General features: G+C 65.9%; 22 protein-coding genes. 13 read left to right on the forward strand and 9 right to left on the reverse strand.

Annotated elements, in window-relative coordinates:
* The first annotated feature begins 142 nt into the window (after nt 1–142).
* The gene (locus tag V6657_RS00960) at nt 143–535 is read left to right on the forward strand and encodes a rhodanese-like domain-containing protein (RefSeq protein WP_048933286.1); all 393 of its coding nucleotides are present in this window, start codon (nt 143–145) and stop codon (nt 533–535) included.
* A 150-nt stretch (nt 536–685) separates the two neighbouring features.
* Here the strand turns inward: V6657_RS00960 and V6657_RS00965 are convergent, their stop codons facing one another.
* From V6657_RS00965 to V6657_RS00980, 4 genes are all read right to left on the reverse strand, one after another.
* Entirely contained in the window at nt 686–943 is a 258-nt protein-coding gene (locus V6657_RS00965; protein ID WP_021196257.1) for a DUF3567 domain-containing protein, read from the reverse strand.
* Nucleotides 944–1,265: 322 nt separating this feature from the next.
* The gene (locus V6657_RS00970) at nt 1,266–2,105 is read right to left on the reverse strand and encodes an alpha/beta fold hydrolase (protein ID WP_048933287.1); all 840 of its coding nucleotides are present in this window, start codon (nt 2,103–2,105) and stop codon (nt 1,266–1,268) included.
* Nucleotides 2,102–3,160, reverse strand: a complete 1,059-nt coding sequence (locus V6657_RS00975) for a DUF3108 domain-containing protein (RefSeq protein ID WP_048933288.1) — start codon at nt 3,158–3,160, stop codon at nt 2,102–2,104. Before V6657_RS00975 ends, V6657_RS00970 begins: the two co-directional genes overlap by 4 nt.
* A 13-nt stretch (nt 3,161–3,173) precedes the next feature.
* Entirely contained in the window at nt 3,174–4,067 is an 894-nt protein-coding gene (locus V6657_RS00980; protein ID WP_048933289.1) for an IclR family transcriptional regulator, read from the reverse strand.
* Between the two features lie 85 nt (nt 4,068–4,152).
* Between V6657_RS00980 and V6657_RS00985 the strand changes: the two genes are divergently transcribed.
* Nucleotides 4,153–5,145 carry a fumarylacetoacetate hydrolase family protein gene (locus V6657_RS00985; protein WP_048933350.1) on the forward strand — a complete coding sequence of 331 codons (993 nt, stop codon included), beginning with the start codon at nt 4,153–4,155 and terminating at the stop codon, nt 5,143–5,145.
* A gap of 127 nt (nt 5,146–5,272) precedes the next feature.
* On the opposite strand, the gene V6657_RS00990 is transcribed toward V6657_RS00985, so the two are convergent.
* Nucleotides 5,273–6,193 (reverse strand): IclR family transcriptional regulator, encoded by a 921-nt coding sequence (locus V6657_RS00990; protein WP_048933290.1) that lies wholly within the window; start codon nt 6,191–6,193, stop codon nt 5,273–5,275.
* Nucleotides 6,194–6,299: 106 nt separating this feature from the next.
* Here V6657_RS00990 and V6657_RS00995 point away from each other — a divergent pair, with 106 nt between their 5' ends.
* From V6657_RS00995 to V6657_RS01020, 6 genes are all read left to right on the forward strand, one after another.
* Nucleotides 6,300–7,304, forward strand: a complete 1,005-nt coding sequence (locus V6657_RS00995; protein WP_048933291.1) for an LLM class flavin-dependent oxidoreductase — start codon at nt 6,300–6,302, stop codon at nt 7,302–7,304.
* Nucleotides 7,305–7,363: 59 nt separating this feature from the next.
* Nucleotides 7,364–8,026, forward strand: coding sequence for a hypothetical protein (locus V6657_RS01000; protein ID WP_048933292.1), 663 nt, complete (start codon nt 7,364–7,366; stop codon nt 8,024–8,026).
* Between the two features lie 100 nt (nt 8,027–8,126).
* Entirely contained in the window at nt 8,127–9,296 is a 1,170-nt protein-coding gene (locus V6657_RS01005) for an ABC transporter substrate-binding protein (RefSeq protein ID WP_048933351.1), read from the forward strand.
* A gap of 62 nt (nt 9,297–9,358) precedes the next feature.
* Complete coding sequence (locus V6657_RS01010; protein WP_048933293.1) at nt 9,359–10,180, forward strand: enoyl-CoA hydratase/isomerase family protein; 822 nt, start codon at nt 9,359–9,361, stop codon at nt 10,178–10,180.
* A 38-nt stretch (nt 10,181–10,218) separates the two neighbouring features.
* On the forward strand, nt 10,219–11,118 hold the full coding sequence (locus V6657_RS01015) for a PhaM family polyhydroxyalkanoate granule multifunctional regulatory protein (RefSeq protein ID WP_048933294.1): 900 nt from the start codon (nt 10,219–10,221) through the stop codon (nt 11,116–11,118).
* Nucleotides 11,119–11,121: 3 nt separating this feature from the next.
* Nucleotides 11,122–12,306, forward strand: coding sequence for a patatin-like phospholipase family protein (locus tag V6657_RS01020; protein WP_048933295.1), 1,185 nt, complete (start codon nt 11,122–11,124; stop codon nt 12,304–12,306).
* 4 nt (nt 12,307–12,310) lie between these two features.
* On the opposite strand, the gene V6657_RS01025 is transcribed toward V6657_RS01020, so the two are convergent.
* Nucleotides 12,311–13,018: a glutathione peroxidase gene (locus V6657_RS01025; RefSeq protein ID WP_048933296.1), complete on the reverse strand. Its 708-nt coding sequence runs from the start codon at nt 13,016–13,018 to the stop codon at nt 12,311–12,313.
* A gap of 399 nt (nt 13,019–13,417) precedes the next feature.
* Between V6657_RS01025 and V6657_RS01030 the strand changes: the two genes are divergently transcribed.
* Together V6657_RS01030 and rfaE2 are read left to right on the forward strand one after the other, a co-directional pair.
* On the forward strand, nt 13,418–14,320 hold the full coding sequence (locus V6657_RS01030) for a ferritin-like domain-containing protein (protein WP_248694798.1): 903 nt from the start codon (nt 13,418–13,420) through the stop codon (nt 14,318–14,320).
* Nucleotides 14,321–14,403: 83 nt separating this feature from the next.
* Complete coding sequence (gene rfaE2, locus V6657_RS01035; protein WP_048933298.1) at nt 14,404–14,901, forward strand: D-glycero-beta-D-manno-heptose 1-phosphate adenylyltransferase; 498 nt, start codon at nt 14,404–14,406, stop codon at nt 14,899–14,901.
* A gap of 4 nt (nt 14,902–14,905) precedes the next feature.
* Here rfaE2 and V6657_RS01040 read toward each other — a convergent pair whose 3' ends face one another.
* From V6657_RS01040 to V6657_RS01050, 3 genes are all read right to left on the reverse strand, one after another.
* On the reverse strand, nt 14,906–15,682 hold the full coding sequence (locus V6657_RS01040; protein ID WP_048933299.1) for an SPOR domain-containing protein: 777 nt from the start codon (nt 15,680–15,682) through the stop codon (nt 14,906–14,908).
* A gap of 85 nt (nt 15,683–15,767) precedes the next feature.
* A complete protein-coding gene (locus V6657_RS01045; RefSeq protein ID WP_048933300.1) occupies nt 15,768–16,634 on the reverse strand; it encodes a type III pantothenate kinase in 867 nt (288 codons plus the stop codon).
* Complete coding sequence (locus tag V6657_RS01050) at nt 16,631–17,515, reverse strand: biotin--[acetyl-CoA-carboxylase] ligase (RefSeq protein WP_048933301.1); 885 nt, start codon at nt 17,513–17,515, stop codon at nt 16,631–16,633. The genes V6657_RS01045 and V6657_RS01050 overlap by 4 nt, the downstream gene beginning before the upstream one ends.
* Before the next feature lie 198 nt (nt 17,516–17,713).
* Between V6657_RS01050 and V6657_RS01055 the strand changes: the two genes are divergently transcribed.
* From V6657_RS01055 to V6657_RS01065, 3 genes are read left to right on the forward strand one after another with little or no spacing between them, the layout of a single operon-like run.
* Entirely contained in the window at nt 17,714–18,838 is a 1,125-nt protein-coding gene (locus V6657_RS01055; protein WP_048933302.1) for an ABC transporter permease, read from the forward strand.
* Nucleotides 18,835–19,710: an ABC transporter ATP-binding protein gene (locus tag V6657_RS01060; protein ID WP_048933303.1), complete on the forward strand. Its 876-nt coding sequence runs from the start codon at nt 18,835–18,837 to the stop codon at nt 19,708–19,710. Before V6657_RS01055 ends, V6657_RS01060 begins: the two co-directional genes overlap by 4 nt.
* Nucleotides 19,710–20,681: an MlaD family protein gene (locus V6657_RS01065; RefSeq protein WP_048933304.1), complete on the forward strand. Its 972-nt coding sequence runs from the start codon at nt 19,710–19,712 to the stop codon at nt 20,679–20,681. The genes V6657_RS01060 and V6657_RS01065 overlap by 1 nt, the downstream gene beginning before the upstream one ends.
* The last annotated feature ends 6 nt before the right edge of the window (nt 20,682–20,687 follow it).

Raw genomic sequence — 20,687 nt, forward strand, 5'->3', positions numbered from 1 at the left:
CCGAGGTGCAGCGGCCGGTCAGATATTCAAAATTTGCGGCCAAAGGCGAATTTTACCAGTCGCATCAATGACTTGCCGCCGTTGTGGGCAATCGGGCTCCTATAATCCACATCACGCCATAAGCTCTACCCTGATAGCCGCCATGCAACTGCTCGATCCCACCGACGCCCACGCCTTTCTGCAACGCACGCCCGCAGCGCTGTTCATCGACTGTCGCAGCGAAATGGAACACCTGTTTGTCGGCCATCCGGTCGGCTCGCACCATGTGTCGTGGAACGACGGTCCGCACTGGGAGGTGAATCCGGAGTTCGTGCCGACCGTGCGCAAGCTTTCCGGACACGGTACCGATCGCCCGATCGTGCTGATCTGCCGCAGCGGCAATCGCTCGTCGGCAGCGGCGCATGCGCTGGAGGACGCGGGGTTCCGCGATGTCCGTGTCGTTCGTCACGGGTTTGAGGGCGATCTGGATGGCACGCGCCATCGCAACACGCTCAATGGCTGGCGCCACGCAGGCATGCCGTGGGAGCAGTGCTAAGCCGCATTTAGCCTGACGCTATCAGTGCGATAGTTGTTTGACACATGAAAAAACGCCCGGCGGCACCAAGCTCCGGGCGTTTTTCTTGTTCGTTGGGCGGGCGCGGTTAGCGCAGTTGGATAACCTCGCCGCCGCCCCGATGCACGCTGTTTAGTGCATTGTCACCGGTTGCGTCATCACCGAGTCGAACTTGCCGAGAAAGTCGTCGACTTCTTCTGCGGTTGGTTCACTGGCGATCAGGCGTTTCACATCCTCGCGGAAATGCTCGGCAAGCTCGCCGCCGAGGAAGATTTCACGTTTGAGGTTCTTGTCGACGATTTCGTAGCCGCCTGCGGCAAGCATGGCGTGTTGGCCGTCTACACCGAACTCGACAACACAGTAGTTGTCGCTGTTGTAGATCATTTGCATGGTGCACCTCCGAGGCGTCAATCGTCTTGCTGTTGTGGGGACTGCTCTACTGCTGCACCGGGTAGATGGGGCTCGCGATCCTGACTTCAAGGGCCGATCATTTCCCGCGTTCCAGATCGTGTCTTGCCCCATCTACTCCTTGGGCTTAAGCATGGGTCAGAAAGTTCGCGAACGCGAGGCGGAATGTGTGACGGACGTTGTTATCGCGTAACAAGACCTTTCCATGTCTGCATCGAAAGGCGCAAGCCGTCGTCCGCCATTCGGCGGGTAGACGACGGGCGGTGTGCGTGGCGCCTGCAACTACCGGCAGGGCAAACATCCGTCAGGGCGTTTCACACTGACTGCCGCATCCCGCATGCCCGAGGAATTCATCCAGATCGGTGAGGAAGGCCTCGTCCTGTTCGATGGGGGCGAGATGAGCTGCGCGCGGCATCACTTTCAAGCGCGCGTTGGGAATGCGCGAGGCTATCTCGCGTGCGACTTCCACTGGGGCGCCGGCGTCTTCCTCGCCCGTCATGACAAGTGTGGGGCAGGCAATGCGAGCGAGCCCGCCCCGCGTGTCGAGTGCCTTGATGGCGAGGCATGCGCCAACGTAGCCGTGCGGCGGCGTGGCACGCAGTAGGGCGCGGATGCGCTCGGCCACGTCGGGATGCGCTTCACGATAGGGTGTGGTCAGCCAGCGTTGCAGCGTGGGTTCGACGATGCCAGCCATGCCGTGCGCCTCGACCTGGCCGATGCGTTCGTCCCACATCGCATGCGCCGTCACTGGCGTGACACACACGGTGTCACATAGCGTGAGTGAGAGCAGCCGCTGTGGATGCCGTACGCCCATGATTTGGGCCACCATCCCGCCCATCGACAGGCCGATGAAATGCACCTGCGGAATCGCCAGTGCATCAAGCAGGCCAGCCGCATCGTCGGCCATCTGGAACAGCGTGTAGGCGCCATGCGGCGCCGTGGTCTTGCCGTGCCCGCGTGCGTCGTAGCGCAGCACGCGGTGGCGCGCGGCAAGGTGCTGGGCGATGCCGTCCCACAGTTGGTGGTCGACGCCCAGCGCGTGCGCAAGCATGACCCAGGGGCCATCGACACCGTCGATGCGGTAGTAGATGTCGATGCCGTTGGCGTGCACGGTGCCTGAACCGGGGATGGTATTGGCGCTCATGGTTGGCCTCCTTCCTGGGATTGATAGACGAGCTCGAACTGCATGCCACTGGGCTCGGTCTGGCGCAGGCGCACGGGCAGCCAGCCGCGCTCGGCAGACAGCCAGATCTCGACGCGCCGCTGATCGCCCTCACGACGCGGCAGCCGTACGAAGTGCTGTGCACGGATCGTGCCCCCCGGCGTGTCAATGGTGTCTTCGCCCACATGCTGCACGCGCGCAACTTCCACGCTGTCGGTATCGGCGATGGGGATTTCCAGCGTCAGGCCCGGGCTGATGAAGCGCTCGGGGTTGCCGCGTGCCAGTCCCGTCAGTTGCAGAAACACGCTGAAGCGATCCTGCGTGCCCACCGGCAGCGGCAGCACGTTGGGCGTACGTGTGAATGTGATGGTGGGGGCGCCCGACACACCGGACGCCGACGCCGCCTCGGTGTAGTGGAAGGTCGTCACGTCGGGTTGTCGGCGCCCGCGCACTTCTTCATAGCGTGTTGGGGTCAGGCCATACGTATCGATGACGCCATTGCTGCGGAAGGCCAGCGACCCGAAGAACAGCGGCAGCGGAATTTCGACCGACAGCGTGTAAGTTTTGCCGTCTGTGGTCCAGCGGATCACACCATCCTCATTGCGCACACCGTTGACATAGGTGGCGTAATGCAGCGTGGTCGAGGGCGGCGGCGAGAAGCGCGCTTCGGGTGCGGCCGGCGCGCTGCCTTGTCCACCCTCGCCACTCAGGTCGCGGACCATGCCGGTGTCGGCAGAGGCGCCTGCGGCGGCCCCCGTCGGGATGTCAGCATCTTCGGGGGCCGGCACTGCTGCCGGGGCAGGCTGCGGCGGTGCCGAGCGCGGCTTGGGCGGCAAGGGTTTCGGCTGCGCCTTGGCGGCGGGTGGTGCTGGCGGCTTGACGGGTTCCGGCTGCAGCAGCAAGGTCGGAATGATCTGTTCCGGCTCCGGCGGCCACGCCATCGGGTGGCTGCGTGCAATCCACACGACGGCAATGCCGTGTGCGACCAGTACGGCCAGTGCGATCAGCCCCCAGCGGCGCCAGCGGCGTGCGCGCATGGCTGTTTGGTCTTCAGGACTGCGAGGCAAGGGGGGCGACGTATCCAAGGTCGGCGGAAAGCTGTTGTGCGGCCTGCCGCAAGCGCCGCTCCAGCGGGCTGCTCCACGTGGTGTCGAAGGTGCTCTGCGCGCCCAGGGCGATCAGTACGAGGCACAACTGGCCGTTGGCGTCGAACACCGGCAGCGACATCGCGTTGATACCCGGCAGCACACCGCCGTGGATGCGCGAGGCGCCATGCGTGCGCACGTCCGCGCACAGGGTGTCGTAGGCGTCGAGCGTGCGCGGCAGTTCGGGGTTGTCGTCCGCGCTGTTGTCATGCCTGGCGGCGGCGCGTTCCAGTTCGCGCTGGATGAAGGGCAGCGTCTGCGCGCGTGGCAGGTAGGCGCCGAACACGCGGCCGGTGGCCGAGTTGAGCATCGGCATCACATCGCCCAGGCGCAGGCTGACCGTGACGGGGTGGCTGGCCTCTTCCCAGTGCACGATGACCGGGCCCAGGTTGCCCCACACGGCCAGGCCGATGGTGTGATCGATTTCGTCGCGCAGCGCGGCAGCAGCGGGGCGGGCGCGGCGCATCGGGTCTTGCCGGTTCAGGCTCACCAGGCCCATTTCCAGCGCAAAGGGCCCGAGGTCGTAGCGGCCCTCGGGTGTTTGCGTGACCAGTCCGAGCCGCGCGAAGCTCACCAGGTAGCGGTGGGCCTTGGCCGGGTTCATCGGCGCGGCGCGCGCGAGGTCGCGCAGCATCATCGGACCATTGGTGTGCGTGAGCACGTCCAGTAGCCGGAAGCCAACCTCGATGGACTGGATGCCCGAGCGCGCAGGCAACTCGTCGGACATGAGGTCGGACGCGATGTCGCCGTCAACATCGGTCTCCAGGTCGAGATCAGCGTCGGTGGGCAGCGTGGACATGGGGCAGGTGCGGTGGATCGGTTCGGCCCAGTTTAGCCGATGCAAGGTGTACCATCCGCGCAGCCTTTCTCTGCACACGACGCCCATGAAACTCGCCACCCTCAAGGATGGCTCGCGCGACGGCCAACTGGCCGTGGTCTCGCGCGACCTGAAGACCGCACACTACGCCACGCACATCGCCGGAACGCTGCAACGCGTGCTCGACGATTGGGTCTTCTATGCACCGCAACTGCAGGAACTGTACGAGCAGCTCAACACTGGCCGTGCCCGGCATCCGTTTGCGTTCAACGCGGCCAACTGCATGGCGCCGCTGCCGCGCGCCTACCAGTGGGCGGACGGCTCGGCCTATGTGAACCACGTGGAACTGGTGCGCAAGGCGCGCGGCGCTGAGATGCCCCCCGAGTTCTGGACCGATCCGCTGATGTACCAGGGCGGCTCCGATGACCTGGCTGGCGCGCATGACCCCATCGTCTGCCGCAGCGAGGCGTTCGGCATCGACTTCGAGGCCGAGGTGGCCGTCATCACCGGCGATGTGCCGATGGGCACCGAGCCCGCCGCCGCCGCCGAAGGCATCCGCCTGATCGTGCTGGCCAACGATGTGTCACTGCGCAACCTGATTCCGGCGGAACTCGCCAAGGGGTTTGGCTTCTTCCAGAGCAAGCCGGCGACCGCGTTCTCGCCCGTGGCCGTGACGCCCGACGAGCTGGGCGATGCCTGGCGCGAGCGCCGCGTGCACCTGCCGATGACGGTGCGCTGGAACAACAAGAAGGTGGGCCAGCCCGAGTGCGGCACCGACATGGTGTTCGACTTTGGCCAGCTGATCGCGCATATCTGCAAGACACGCAACGTGTGCGCGGGTAGCATCGTCGGATCGGGCACGATTTCTAACGTGGACCGCAGCAAGGGGTACGCCTGCATTGCCGAAAAACGTATGCTGGAGACCATCGAATCCGGCGCGCCCGCGACCGAGTTCATGCGCTATGGCGACACGGTGAAGATCGAGATGTTCGACGCCAACGGCGTGTCGATTTTCGGGGCGATCGACCAGGAAGTGGTCGCGCCCGGCACGCAAAGCTGAGAACCTGCTCACGATCCTGCTGCGCGTCCCGATCTTGATCTTGCGATGCTCGCCGTACCCATGTACGGCTGTGCTTCCCAGGCCAACCTCGTGCCGCTCGCTACGGATCGTGAACAGGTTCTGGGCGCTACGCGGATTCAGGTGCGGCCTTTGCACGGCGCCCGCGCTTGGGTTGCGCAGCACCGGCTGTCATGGCCTGACCGTGGTAGCCCAGGCGCAGCGACAGCGCCCGTCCGGCCTCGCGCAATAGCCGTGAGGCCGGCCCCTCCAGGGTGGCATCGAACACGCTGGACAACCCCAACGCCGTGATGGCCCCCGCCAGCTTGCCTTGGGCATCCAGCACCGGTACGGCCACCGAATCGATGCCGTTGATGAGCGTGCCGGCGATGCGCGCCACGCCCTCGTGCCGCACCGTCTGCCAGCGTGCGCGGCAGTTCAGCCAATCCGTCAGGCCCGCCTTGCCGGCGCCGGGGCCCCGCAGCTCGCGGTCGATGAGCGAAACGATCTGGATTTCGGGCATCCAGGCCGCGCACGCCTGACCCGTCGCCGAGTTCAGCAGCGGCATGGCCGAGCCCACGCGCACGTTGACCGTCACCGGCCGGCCGCCGTCTTCCCAGCGCACGATCACCGGGCCGCGCTCGGTCCAGACCGACAGGAACACGCTCTCGTTCAGCCGCTCGGCCAGCTTGGGCAGCATGTTGCTGCCCTCGCGCACGAAGTCCACGTCGGATAGCGCCGACAGCCCCACCTGCAATGCCTGCGCGCCCAGCCGGTAGCGTGCCGAGGCCGGGTCCTGCTCGACAAAGCCCATGCGCTCCAACGACACCAGATAGCGATGCACCTTGGCACGCGGCATGCCCAGCTGGCGGCCCAGTTCCGAGACGGCGTGTGCGCCGCCCGTGCGCGCCATCTCCGACAGCACCGTCAGCGCGATTTCGGCGGACTGGATACCGGCGCTGGTGCGCTCGGGGGGCGCATTTTCGTCCAGCGTTTCCGCGGGCAGCGCGTCAGGGGAATCGCCAATCGGTAGGGTGTCTTCAGGAAGCATCTTGAAGTCTCGGGTGTCGCTTTATAAGATACGCGTTACGCAAAAAGATACAACCGGCGCGGCGGCCCTGCGCGCTGGAAAAGACACCGAGAACCCCGGAGACGCCATGAAGCTGTCGATCTTTTCCGTGCAGGACCACTATCCGGACCGGCACCGCAGTCTGCCGCAACTCTACGCAGACGTCATCGCCCAGGCGCGCCACGCCGAGGCACTGGGCTACGACACCTTCTGGGTGGCCGAGCACCACTTTCACGAATACGGTGCCGTACCCAATCCAGCGGTCTTCCTGTCGCACCTGGCCGCGCAGACGCATCGGCTGAGGCTGGGCACCGCCATCTCCATCCTCACGTTTCACCACCCGGCCACCGTGGCCGAGAACTACGCGATGGTCGACGCGCTCTCGGGCGGGCGGCTGTCGCTGGGCGTGGGCTCGGGGTATCTGAAGCACGAGTTCGAGGGCTACGACGTGGACCCGGCCATCAAGCGCGAGCGCTTTGATGAGGCGCTGATGCTGGTCCAACGTTTGCTCGCCGGCGAGCGCGTGCACCACGAAGGCCAGTTCCACACGCTGCGCGACGTGCGCCTGAACGTGCTGCCTGTGCAGGCAACGGTGCCGATCCACGTGGCGATCCTGCGGCGCGAGGCGGCGTATCACATCGGCCGGCAGGGGCGGCGCATGCTGTTCGTGCCGTATGCCTCGGTGGATGGCTTCGACGATATTCGCTTGCTGATGGACGACTACCGGCGCGGTTTGGCAGAAGCCGGCATCCACGACACGCGCGGCATGGCGGCGGTGGCGCTGCACACGCATGTCGGCCCGACGGACGCTGCGGTGCGCGAGGCTGCTGCGGCGCCGTTCGACCTGTATGTCGCGACGCGGCTCTACGCGCGTCGGCAAACGTATGACGATGTGCTGGCGAGCGGGTTGTCCCTGTTCGGCACACCGGATGCGGTGGCTGACAAGCTCGCGCGGCTGTCCGACATGGGCGTCGACCACGTCATGGCGCTGCATAACTTTGGTCTGATGCCGCAGCCCGTCGTGCTCGAATCGATGCGCGCGCTGGTGCAGGATGCGCTGCCGCGCGCGGGGCTGACGGCACTGGCTGCCTAGATTCTCATTCGGCGGGTGCGGCCCTAGAATCACGGCCGAACCGAGCCGAGGGCACTGCCATGGAATTACGTTTTCGGATCAGCGCCGAGCAATGCCAGGCGCTGGCTGACCGCATCACCACCAAGCGCATTGCGCGGATCGCCGCCAGGAAGGTGGCCATGCAGGCGCGCATTGATGCGTTTTTTCAGCGGTTTCTGGCGTTCATGCTGCTGGTCTTTCCCCTTGCGGGGGCCGCGCTGGTGGCGCTGACGATGCCGTCTCGCGGGAGCGTTACCGGAACGCCACTGCCCTTTGCGGTGGTCGCGCTCATCTACGGTGTGCTCTGGTGGCGCTGCGGCGCAGCGGTGGTCCGCTTCATTCTGCGCATCGCCCAGTGGCTCAGGGCACGGCTCGACCGGGTCACCGATCCCTTTGTCACGAACATCACGCGGCGATCGGTGCAGAGCAGTGTCGCGCGCCTAGAGGGGCTTCATCGGTGGGAGCTGTCGCCGTTGGCGCTGTCGGTACAGGGGCCTTCCGGCAAGACGGCGGTGATCCCGTGGCAGAAGGTCGCGCGCCTGCATGATCTGGGCGATTTCTACCAACTCTTCACGCGCACGTCGTCGCGCTTTGGGTTGGCGTACTACTTGGCCAAGTCCAGCGCGGAAATGGATGCCGATGCCTATGGCGACGCACTGCGCCAACTGGGCGAGCGCGTGCCGGAGCAGACCGCAGCCGCCTGAGCAGGCGCTGGATGCCCGGGCGCGCCCGCATCGCCAAATCGCCGCAAAACCGCTACGCTTTCTCCCAAAACCACGGGAGGAGACACCCATGCGGCGACTGATGCAGCGACCGAATTGGCGACATGCAAGCGTAGTGGTGGGTTTGGCGTTGCTTTCCTCCACCGCGCTGGCGGACATCCGCATCGGCGTGACGGTGTCCGCCACGGGCCCGCAGGCATCGCTGGGGTTTCCTGAGAAGAACGCCACCACGCTGTGGCCGCGCGAGATCGCAGGCGAGAAGGTCGAGGTGATCGTGCTCGACGACGCCTCCGACACCACGCGCGCCGTCACCAACACGCGCAAGCTGATGACCGAGTCCAACGTGGACCTGATCGTCGGCTCGTCCACCACGCCCAACACGCTGGCAATGATCGACGTGGCGGCCGAAGGCAAGACGCCGGTGATCTCACTGGCGTCGTCCGCCCGGCTGATCGAGCCGATGGATGCGCAGCGCCGCTGGATCTTCAAGACACCGCATTCGGATTCGCACATGGCGTCGCTCATTGCCGAGCACGCCGCCGCGCATGGCGTGAAGACCATCGCCTATATCGGGTTTTCCAACGCACTGGGCGAGGCGTTCCTGACCGAGGTGCAACGCTTTGCCGATCTCAAGCACATCCGCATCACCGACACCGAGCGCTTCTCGCCCACCGACAACAGCGTGACCGCCCAGGTACTGCACCTGCTGGCGAGCAAACCGGATGCGGTGGTCATCGGTGGCTCGGGCACGCCCGCCGCGCTGCCGGCACGCGCGCTGGCCGAACGCGGCTACACCGGCAAGATCTACTTCAACCACGGCGTGTCCAACAACGAGTTCGTGAAGCTCTGCGGCAAGGAGTGCGAGGGCGCTTACGTGCCCACCGGGCCGGTGATGGTCGCCACACAGTTGCCCGACAGCAATCCGGCCAAGGCGCAGGCGCTCGACTTCACCCGCCGCTACGAGGCCGCGTTCGGCAAACGCACCGTGTCGATCTTCGCCGCCTACACGGGCGACATCGGCTTGCTACTGCAACGCGCCGTGCCGGTGGCACTCAAGCGCGCCAAGCCGGGCACGCCAGCCTTTCGTGAAGCGCTGCGCGATGCGCTGGAACATGTGCGTGACCTGCCGACCAGTACCGGCGTCGTCAATATGAGCCCGCAGGACCACGTCGGCCTGGACCAGCGCGCTCGGGTGATGGCGCAGATACGTCGTGGCGAATGGCGTCTGGCTGACGAGGCAAAGTCACCATGACGCACATCCGGCGTTGCAGGCGCGGCCTCATCCGCTATGCTTGATTCACATTCCGATCCATCATGACGACCTCGCTCGCTCCCCGCTTCGCCCGCTACCAGGCGCTCACGCTTGTTCAGCATGGCCCCATCCTCGAGATCGTGATGGGTGCCGCGCAGTCGGCCAACCGCAAGCTGTCCACTGCTGACGCCAGCTTGCACCGCGAACTGGCCGAGATCTGGCGCGACGTGTCCGCCGAGCCCTCGGTGCGCGTGGCGCTCATTCGCGGCGAGGGCAAGGGCTTCTCGGCCGGCGGCGACCTGCACCTGGTCGAGCAGATGGCCGACGATTTTGAGGTGCGCACCCGTGTCTGGCACGAAGCGCGCGACCTCGTCTACAACCTCATCAATTGCGACAAGCCGATCGTCAGCGCCATGCATGGCCCAGCTGTGGGCGCGGGGCTGGTGGCCGGACTGCTGGCGGATATCTCGATTGCCGCCAAGGATGCGCGCATCGTTGACGGCCATACGCGTCTGGGCGTGGCAGCGGGCGATCATGCCGCGATTGTCTGGCCGCTGTTGTGCGGCATGGCCAAGGCCAAGTACTACCTGCTGCTGTGCGAATCCGTGACGGGCGACGAAGCCGAGCGCATCGGCCTCGTGTCGCTGGCGGTGAACGAGTCGGACCTCGTCAACCGCGCATTCGAGATAGCCGAGCGTTTGGCTGCCGGTTCACAGACGGCCATCCGCTGGACCAAGTACGCACTCAACAACTGGCTGCGTCTGGCGGGGCCGAGCTTTGATACCTCGCTGGCGCTTGAATTCATGGGGTTTGCCGGCCCCGACGTGCGCGAGGGCCTTGCGAGCCTGCGCCAGAAGCGCCCACCCACGTTCGACGGCGCCTGAGCGGCGCCCGATCCAAGACCGATCCTGTAGGAGACACCATGTTCACCCAGATGCCCAACTTCGCTGAAGGCGGCTTTGAATTTCTGCGCAAGCTGTGGGGCGGCGGCCTGGCGGGGATGGCCGGTGCGGGAATGCCCAGCATGGCCAACTTTGCGGCGCCGCCGATGGACCTGGAGGAGCTCGACAAGCGCATCCACGACCTGCGCGCCGTGGAGAGCTGGCTGCAGCTGAATGCCAGCCTGCTGCGCACCGCCATCCAGGGGCTGGAGGTGCAGCGTGCCACGCTGGTCGCACTGCAAACGTTCGGCTCGGCGCTGTCGCCCGATGCGATGAAAGCCACCTTCGACGGGCTGTCAGGCAGCGAGGCCAAGCCTGCCGCAGAGTCCAAGCCGGCCTGGCCACATACCGCCACCACCAAAGCGGCCGAAGCTGACGAGCCCACCCCCGAAGACGAGGCCGAGATCGAAGCCGAAGACGCCGACGATGACGAAGCCGAGGCTCGGGCGCAGTCCGCTGCGCAGGCGCAAGCTCAGGCCCACGCTGCAGCGCGCGCAGCCGCAGCCGCGCTGGACCCGTCACCGTGGTGGAACATGCTGCAGCAGCAGTTCAACCAGATCGCCAGTTCCGCCGCGGCTGCCATGCCCATGCCGCAGAACCTGATGCCGGGCTTCCCCGGCGGCTTCCCTGGGTTTGGCGGCGCGCCGGGTGCGGAGGGGCTCGACTCGGCGCCAGAGGACATCGAAGAAAAGACCGCGCCGGCCGCGCCGAAGCGTGCAGCGGCCAAGGCGACATCCAAGCCGGCCGCCAAGGCGCCTGCGGGCAAGTCTGCCGGGCCGGCTACGAAGAAAGCTGCCGCCAAGAAGGCCCCCGCCAAGACCGCGGCCAAGAAGGCGTCGGCCAAGACTGCGCCGCACAAGCCGGCCAACGACACGCCCTGATCGATGTCGGTCGATAGCACCGCGCTGTTGATGATGGGCGGCGGCGCCCGTGCCGCCTATCAGGTGGGCGTGCTGCGCGGCATTGCGCGACTGGCGCGCGAGTACGCACCAAGCGTGGTGCGTACGCCGTTCGACGTGATCTGCGGCACCTCAGCCGGAGCCATCAACAGCCTGGGCATGGCGCGTGGCGCGCAGGACTTCACGCAGGCTACGGAGGCACTCACAGAGCTCTGGGCGAACCTCCATGCGGACCGCGTCTATCGCACCGATGTCGGCCGCGTTGGCGCAAGCGGTACGCGCTGGCTGACCGCGCTGGCTTTTGGCTGGCTGACCGGCCATACGCCGCGTGCCCTGTTCGACAACACGCCGCTGCGTGAACTGCTGGCGTCGCAGCACGACGGCCAGCAGGTGCAGGCTGCGTTCGATGCCGGTGCGTTGCGCGCACTGGCCATCACCGCGTTGTCGTACACAACGGGGCGCCATGTCACGTTCTATCAGTCGCCGCACGTGGTACTGCCGTGGCGGCGTTCGCAGCGGATTGCGGTAGCCGACCAGATTGGCGTGTCGCACATGCTGGCCTCGTCGAGCATCCCGTTCATCTTTCCGGCGGAACCGGTGCAGCTTGAAGGCAACGACGAGTGGTTTGGTGACGGCACGATGCGGCAGATGTCGCCGCTGAGCCCGGCCATCCACCTGGGCGCGAATCGCATTCTGGTGGTGGGGGCGGCCTCGCGTGCGCAACCGGGGTGGTACGACACGGTGCCGGCTTCCGGCTATCCGTCACTGGCGCAGATTGCCGGGCAGGCGCTAGCGAGCATCTTTCTCGATGGGCTGTCCGCCGACATCGAACGATTGCAGCACATCAACGCAATGGTCAGCCGCAACCCCGAGATTTCCGACGCGCGCGACGGCTGGCGCAAGATCGAAGTGCTGGTGATGGCGCCGTCCGAGCGCATCGAGCTGATTGCCTCGCGCCACGTGCAGCGCCTGCCGAGCACGGTGCGCGCGCTGCTCAAGCCACTGGGTGGTACTGAGGCACGCGGTGCGGCGTTCGCCAGCTATCTGTTGTTCGAGCCGGAGTACACGCAGGAACTGATCGACCTGGGTGAGCGCGACGTTGAGGCGCGGCGCGATGAGCTGGCCGCGTTCCTGTACGGCGTCGTGCCGGACACCATGCGTGCGGCCTGATCCATCAATGCGGCGCGGGTTCCGCCAATAGCGCATCGATGCGCTTGGTGAGCGCCGGATCGCCCGGCTCGACCTTGCTTGGATACACCGCCGCTACGCGGCCGCTGCGGTCCAGCAGGTACTTGTGGAAGTTCCACTTGGGCGGTTGCTTCGTCTGCTCGGTCAACCACGTGTAGAGCGGCGATGCCCCTGGCCCCACCACCGCCGTCTTCGAGAACATCGGGAATTTCACACCGTACGTGTTGTAGCAAAAATCGGCGATCTGCTTGCTATTGCCGGGTTCCTGCTCGAAATCGTTGGACGGAAAGCCGAGCACCGTCAGACCCTTGTCGCGGTACTTTGCATAGAGCGCTTCCAGCCCTTCGTACTGATACGTGTAGCCACAATAGCTGGCGGTATTGACCACCAGCACCACGCGGCCCGCGTACTGGCAGAGGTCTTGCGGTGCATCGTCCTGCAGTCGCTTGACCCGGAAGTTCAGGCTGGCGGGGCAGTTGCCCGCCGTGGCAACAACTGGCGGGTGGGCCGCGGACGCTGCGGGCGCCGCTGTTGCCGCGTGCCCGGTGCGCGGTAGCAGCAGGGCAATGATGGCGATGACGATAGCGATCGCAACGATCAGCAAGTGGTGCCGGCGCAGTACGCCCGACGCGCGCGGGTGCAGACGCCAGTGCGGGTGTCGATTCGACGTGACGGCGATGGCGGAAAACAACATGGCAAGCCTCCGGAAGCCAGCGGTAAGCGGTATTGCATGATTTGTCTTCAGTCTAGGGTATAACGCCCCAGGGCCGTGCTGCACCAAAAGTGCTTTATGCGTTGCGCGCCAGCCATTGCTTGTCTCGCATCTGAGGCGCGGTGCTTCCTATACTGGAAGGCGCGCCCGACGTTCCAGATGACGAACGGGCCTGCCCCACAGAAGACGACGGCCCGACGCTCACCAGACGGCCGCCGATCACATCGCGGCATACCGCGAGGCGATGCGCTACAACCCAGCGTATCAAGGGGGTCGCCAAGCCACGTTGCATGCGTGGCACCGGCAGGCCTGTTGTGATGAGGAAACGGGCAGACACCGTTCTTTGCCCCGGTAACCATGAAAAACCGGGGCCGGTCAAGCATGTCTGCTAGAATCCGCCTGCAAATTCAAAGGCTTACCATGCTCTATCCCGAATTGTTCAAGTCGTTGGAAGCGGTCCGCTGGAATATGGAAAAGGATATTCCGTGGGACACGTTCGATGCGTCGCTGCTGACCGACGCGCAAGCGCAGACCATCAAGATGAATGCCATCACCGAGTGGTCTGCACTACCCGCCACCGAGATGTTCCTGCGCGACAATCGTCACGACTCCGATTTCTCGGCGTTCATGAGCGTGTGGTTCTTTGAAGAGCAGAAGCACTCGCTGGTCCTGATGGAATACCTGCGCCGCTTCCGCCCGGACCTCGTGCCGACCGAAGAAGAGTTGCACAACGTGCGCTTCGAGTTCGATCCGGCCCCGCCGCTGGAAACGCTGATGCTGCACTTCTGCGGCGAAATCCGCCTGAACCACTGGTACCGCCGTGCCTCCGAATGGCACACCGAGCCGGTCATCAAGTCGATCTACAAGCATCTGTCGCAAGATGAAGCCCGCCACGGCGGCGCCTACCTGCGCTACATGAAGAAGTACCTGGGCACGTTCGGTGATAACGCCCGCAGCGCGTTCGCCAAGATCGGCGTGCTGATGGCCTCGGCCCGCCGCACCGAAAAGCCGCTGCACCCGACCAACCTGCACGTGAACAAGGCGCTGTTCCCGCAAGACACGGTGCAATCCCGCCTGCCGAACCCGGACTGGCTCGAGCACTGGCTCGACGAGCAGATCAAGTTCGACGCCGGCTGGGAAAAGAAGGTGATCGAGCGCATCCTGCACAACATGGGTCTGTTGTTCGAGCGCACCTTCGAAACCGTGCAAGACCTGAACCGCTACCGCAAGGAACTGAACGCACGTCTGCTCGGCTCGGCCGGCGGCGCTGAACAAGCGGCCTGATCTTTGCCACTGGCCTGTGCCAACTGCGGCGGCCCATCGATTCGATGGGCCGTTTTGTTTTCCACTCCGATTGTCTCTGCGCCATGACCGTTCGCCAGCCCGCGCCCGCCTTTGAACAGAAGATTTGCGACTCCGCTGATGTAGAGGCTCGCGTGCGCGCCTTGCCGCGCCCGATCGTATTCACCAACGGCGTGTTCGACATCCTGCATCGCGGTCACGCCACGTATCTGGCGCAGGCACGTGAGCTGGGTGCGTCGCTGGTGGTGGGCGTGAATACCGATGCCTCGGTGCGCATGCTGGGCAAGGGCGATGATCGTCCGCTCAACACGCAGGAAGATCGCCTGGCCGTGTTGGCCGCGCTCGAATCGGTGAGCCTGGTGGTGCTGTTTGCCGAGCGCACGCCGGTCGAACTGATTCAACACGTGCGCCCCGACATCTACGTCAAGGGCGGCGACTACGATATCGATGCGCTGGAGGAAACGCGCGTGGTGCGCAGCTGGGGCGGCACGGCGCTGGCGATTCCGTTCGAGCACGATCGCTCGACCACCGCGCTGCTCAAGCGCGTGCGCGCGACGTCCTGAGCGCTTAGCGCGATGCGGTGACGTTTGCCGCAGAGGTGGCACAGGCGCGCAGTTCGTCGGCGCCGAGCGTCTTCTTGAGGGTAGCGAGTTGCGCTGCAACGCCCGAGGCCGCATCGGCGGTGGCGGTCACCCGCAGCGAGGTCTGCGCGCCGAGCCGGCGCGTTTGTGTAACCACAGCGGTGCGCACGTCCTTGGCGCGCAACTCATCCAGAAGCTGCTGCGCGCGCTCCTTGTCGCGGAACAGGCCCAGCGACACCACAAACGTATTGCCTTCCTGCACGATGGCCGAATCGGCCACGTTGCGGCGCTTGAGTTCGGCCACCTTGCGCTCGGCGTCGTCGCGCGTGTCGCGGGCGGGCATGTGGACCCACCAGCGGTTGTCTTCCTGGCGCGTGATGCGTTCGACCTGTACGCCAGCCACTTGCTTGAGCTGATCGACGCCCTTTGCAGCCTGCGCGTCGGTCAGGCCGCCGAGTTCGGTGCAACTGCCCGCCGTGTCTGCGGCAAGCGCCGTGTGTTCGGCACTGGCCTTGGTGTCAGCCGAGGCGCCGGATGCTGCGGGCGACGACGCTGGCGCAGTCTGGGGCGCTGTAGTGCTGGCGGCGGGCACTGGCTCAAGAATGCGGATCCCTTCGGTGCGGATCTGGCGCTGCATGCGCTCGGGCTCGCGGTCGCTTTCGAACCAGGCCGAGGGCACGTTCGGCCCGAATACGCCGGTATTGGCCGCCAGCAACACGCCGTTGACGAGCAGCAAGAGCAGCAGGGCGAGGCGAAGCGTCATGGTGCGGACGGAGAGGGATTCGGACGGTGGCTCAGAATGCAGGAACACGGCGACAGCAACAACGGTAATACGAAAACGGTGGCCCTCACGCCAGCGTCGCCGCACCTTCCCGGTTTGCGCGCGCCAGCACCTGTAGGCCAAGCAGCACAAGATTATCGTGCATCTGGAACGGCATGCGCAGATGCGGGGCGAGGGCGGCACGTGCACCGCCGCTCAGCACGCAGCGTGCCGGGCCGGGGTATTGCGATTGCAGCGTCTGCCACGTCTGCGCGATGGCACCAGCCTGGGCCGTGACGCAGCCCAGGGCGATGGCATCCTGCGTGTTGTCGGCCCACGGCGGCGCAACGGCATCGCGCGCGCTGAGGTAGCTGATATCCACCTCGGGCAACTGTGCCGTGTTGCGCGAGAGCGCGCGCATCATCAGCGTGATGCCGGGCAGGATCAGGCCGCCGGCAAACAGGCCATCGGGCGAGACGATGTCGAGTGTGGTGGCGGTGCCGGCTGTCACCAGCAGCAGGGCGGTGTCGGGCCACAGGCTGCGTGCGCCCACCGCGCCCACCCAGCGGTCGGTGCCGAGTTGCGTGGGTTCGCGATACCCATTGCGCAGGCCGGCGGTCTCGGCTTCCGATGTGGCAATGCGCACGCGCGCGCCGTCGAACACGCGCGCGATGCGTGCGGTGAGTGCGTCGCGCAGCGCGGGGCCGGCCACCGCGCTGATCCACACCTCGGGCGGTGCCACACCCAGTGCATGGCAATCGCGCCAGTCTTCAACGAGTTCAGCAAGTTGATCGTGTGAGCGGGCACCGGCGTGCTGCCACGGCGTATCACCGGGCTCCACGGGGAGTGCATCGACATCGCTGGCAATCCATGCCCACTTGATGCGCGTGTTGCCGGCGTCGACCAGCAACAGCGGCCGCGCGGGCGCAGAGTGCGGGGCCTTCAGGCGTGTCATGGCCGCTCCCGCAGTTGCTCATCCTTTGCACTGCGCAGCGAGACCTCGCCGCTGTGGACCCACTGCACGCGCCCGCCCGATTCGATCGCCAGCCGACCTTGCGCATCAATACCGTGTGCCACGCCTTCGAGCACGACGGTGCCGTCCTGCCACAGGCGCACGCGCTCGCCGGCAAACGCATCGCGTGCGGCGAACGGCGCAACGAAGGGCGCGAGCCCTTGCGCACCAAAGCGCTGCAGGTGTTCCCCCAGCGATGTGAGCAGTGCGGAGAACACCCCGTTCGGCTCGGGCGCTTCCACCAGTTCTTCCACGCCCGACAGTTCGCGGCCCAGCGTACTTTCCAGCACGTGCGGGCGCTCCAGGTTCAGGCCGATGCCGATTACGGCCCAGGTCTGTCCGGGTGCCGTGCGCACGGTCTCGACCAGGATGCCGGCCAGCTTGCGCCCGGCGATCTGCACATCGTTCGGCCATTTGAGTGCCAGGGCCTGTGCGCTGCCGCCATAGGTTTCGGCGTAGCGTGCCACGGCATCGGCCACGGCCACGCCAATGGCGAGGCTCAGGCCGCCCAGCAGCGCCGGTTCACCGGCAAAGGCGCAGGCGATGGAGAAGGTCAGGCCGTGGTCGCCATCCCACGGGCGGCCCTGGCGGCCGCGTCCGGCGGTCTGGCGCTGGGCGGCCAGCACACTGGCGGACAACAGCGGTGCGTGGCCGGCGCCGGCCGTGTGTGCAGGCCAGGCGGTTTCGCGCACGGCGGCCATCAGGTCGGCGTTGGTGGAGCCGGTGGCCTCGACCACCTCGACCGGCCAGTCGGCGGCCGGGCCGCTGGGCTGGATGCGTGCGCGCGTGAGGCGCCAGCGCGCAGAGGGTTCGGCAAGAGACATGGAAAAAGGGCGATCGATCAGGTTCGCGCTAGCGCAGGGAATGGGCGAATTGTACGAGCGGGGCCTCCAAACTGGGGCACGGCGCTTGCACCAAGAGACGTGTGAACCCCACAGTGTGACAGCGTGCGGCGGCGTGTTGGCTACAATTCGACCGATACTCAGCATCACCCGGCATCACCCGACCCCCGGAGACCCCGTTTGATCACCTGCCGTACGCCCCAGCTTGAGGTTCGCGTTGTCGACGGGAAGTCCGTCGCCTTCCTCTCCGGCGACTGGACCACGCTCGCGCTGGCCGAGCGGGCTGGCGTGCGCAGCGCGCGCCAGCAGATTCGCGCCGGGCTGGACAACGCTAATGCGTGGTGCCTGACCGAAGTTGGTCGCATCGATCACTTCGGCGCGCAATTGCTCTGGCGCGCCTGGGGCAACGCGTGGCCCGAACACCTCGACGCCCGCCCCGACCAGCGCCGCATGATCGACCGCGTTGCCAAGCTCGACCCGGGTGGCTGGAAGAAACGCCTGGCGCCGCGCATCAACCCGGTGGTGATCCTCGGCAACGGCATGTTCGATTTCTTCGATCACGCCCGCGACGGCGTCGCCATGGTCGGCCAGTTGATGTTCGACTTCTGGCGGTTCCTGCGCGCGCCGCACCGCGGCCCATGGCGCGAGATTTCCGCCAATATCTACAGCACCGGCTACAGGGCGCTCGGCATCACGGCACTGGTGGGCTTCCTGATCGGCATTGTGCTGAGCTACCTGTCGGCCAACCAGTTGCGCGTGTTCGGGGCCAGCATCTTCATCGTCAACATCCTGGGGATGGCCATCATCCGCGAGCTGGGGCCGGTGCTGGCGGCCATCCTGGTGGCGGGGCGATCGGGCTCGGCCATCACCGCGCAGATCGGCGTGATGCGGGTGACCGAAGAGTTGGATGCGATGCGCGTGATGGGCATTTCGCACGGTTTCCGGCTGATCCTGCCCAAGGTGATTGCGCTGGCGATTGCCATGCCGCTGCTGGTGGCGTGGACCGACTTGCTGGCGCTGGGCGGCGGTATCCTGGCCGCCAAGTTTCAGCTCGACATCAGCCCGACGTATTTCATTACCTCGCTGCCCGATGCGGTGCCGGTGGCCAACCTGTGGCTCGGCATCGGCAAGGGCGTGGTGTTCGGCATGCTGATCGCGCTGGTGGCGTGCCACTTCGGCCTGCGTATCCAGCCGAACACGCAGAGCCTGGGCGAGGGCACGACCACCTCGGTGGTGGTGTCGATCACCATCGTGATCCTGGCCGACGCGGTGTTCGCCATCCTCTTCAAGGACGTCGGCATATGACGCGGCCACGCCATCCCCAGCTTGACCACCCGGCCGCGCCGCACCTCACGCCTGCGCGCGAGCGCGTGATCCAGGTGCGCAGCGTCACCAAGCGCTACGGCAACACAACGGTGCTCGACAACATCGACCTGGATGTCTTTCGTGGCGAGGTGCTCTCCATCGTGGGCGGCTCCGGCAGCGGCAAGACCACGCTGCTGCGCCAGGTGGTTGGGCTGGAGAAGCCCACCTCGGGCACCATCCACATCTTTGGTGAGGAGCTGACCTGCCAGATCGGCAACGATCTGCAGTCGATGCGCAATCGCTGGGGCATGCAGTTCCAGCACGGCGCGCTGTTTTCGGCGCTGTCGGTGATCGACAACGTGGCATTGCCGATGCGCGAGTTGCGTACGCTGCCCGATGCCTTCATCGTGCGCGTGGCGATGCTCAAGCTGCAGATGGTGGGGCTCAAGTCCACCGACGCCGACAAGATGCCGTCGGACCTGTCGGGCGGCATGATCAAGCGCGTAGCGCTGGCGCGGGCGTTGTCGCTGGAGCCGGAGCTTGTCTTCCTGGATGAGCCCACCGCCGGCCTGGACCCGCGCGCGTCCGACGACTACGTTGCCCTCATCCGCGAGCTGCGCCAGGAGTTGGGCCTGACCGTGGTGATGGTGACACACGACCTGGACACGCTGGTGGCGCTGTCCGACCGCATTGCCGTACTGGCTGACCGCAAGGTGCTGGCGGCCAAGCCGGTGGAGCAGATCATTCAGATCGACCATCCGTTCATCAAGGAGTACTTCCTGGGTGAGCGGGGCAAGCGGGCCCTGATGGCACTGGGCCCTGAGATGACGGAAGCGGTGGCCGCCGCCTCGCTTTCGACGCAGGAGGATTGATGGAAAACAAAGCCCACGCATTCCTGGCCGGGCTGTTCACGATCGGGCTGGTGATTTTTGTTGCGCTGGCCGTGACGTGGTTCAACCGCGACCAGACCGTGCGCGTGCCGTACGACGTGGTCACCCGCTCGACGGTCAACGGGCTGAACCCGCAGGCCGCCGTGAAGTACCGCGGCCTGGATGTTGGCAAGGTCGACAGCATCCGCTTTGACGACAAGGTGCCGGGGCAGATCGTCGTGCGGGTGCTGGTCGACAAGGATGCGCCCATCACCACCACCACCTACGGGCGGCTGGCGTACCAGGGCGTGACCGGCCTTGCCTACGTGCAGCTGGACGATCGCGGTTTCGATCAGGGTAACAGCAGCAGCAAGCGCACACCCAATCCGGAGCACCTCGCAACCTCCGCCAGGGACCCGGCACGCATCCGCATGGAAGCGGGCTTCCTGGATGAGCTGGACAAGCGCGGCGACCAGATGCTCTCCAAACTGGATCAGACGCTGAACTCGCTGTCGATCATGTTTGACGATGAGCACCGCCAGCAGCTCACCAGCACGATGCAGTCGTTCCAGAAGACGATGGACGCCTACACCGTGCTCGCGCAGCAAGCTGAACCGAGTGTGCGCAAGCTGCCGCAGATCGCCGACAACCTGGATGCCACGCTCACGTCCACGCGCAAGCTGTCGCAAACGCTGTCCGACCCCAAGGGCCCGCTGATGACGACGATTTCCGGCGCGGGCTCAAACCTGGCCACCGCCACGCAGTCGATGCAATCGGCCGCCAATGTGTTGACGTACGAAACGCTGCCGCAGCTCAATGGCTTTGCGCGTGAGGCCCGTCAGGCCGTGCGCGGCTTCGACAACGCGGTGACGAGCTTCAACGCCCGGCCGCAAAGCGTGCTGTTTGGTCCCGCGCCCGGATCGCCCGGCCCCGGCGAGACCGGTTTCACGGCGCCGGCTGCCCGCCAGCCCTGAGGAGAA

Origin of the sequence: Ralstonia sp. RRA (assembly GCF_037023145.1) — a bacterium.
Classification (GTDB): Bacteria; Pseudomonadota; Gammaproteobacteria; order Burkholderiales; family Burkholderiaceae; genus Ralstonia.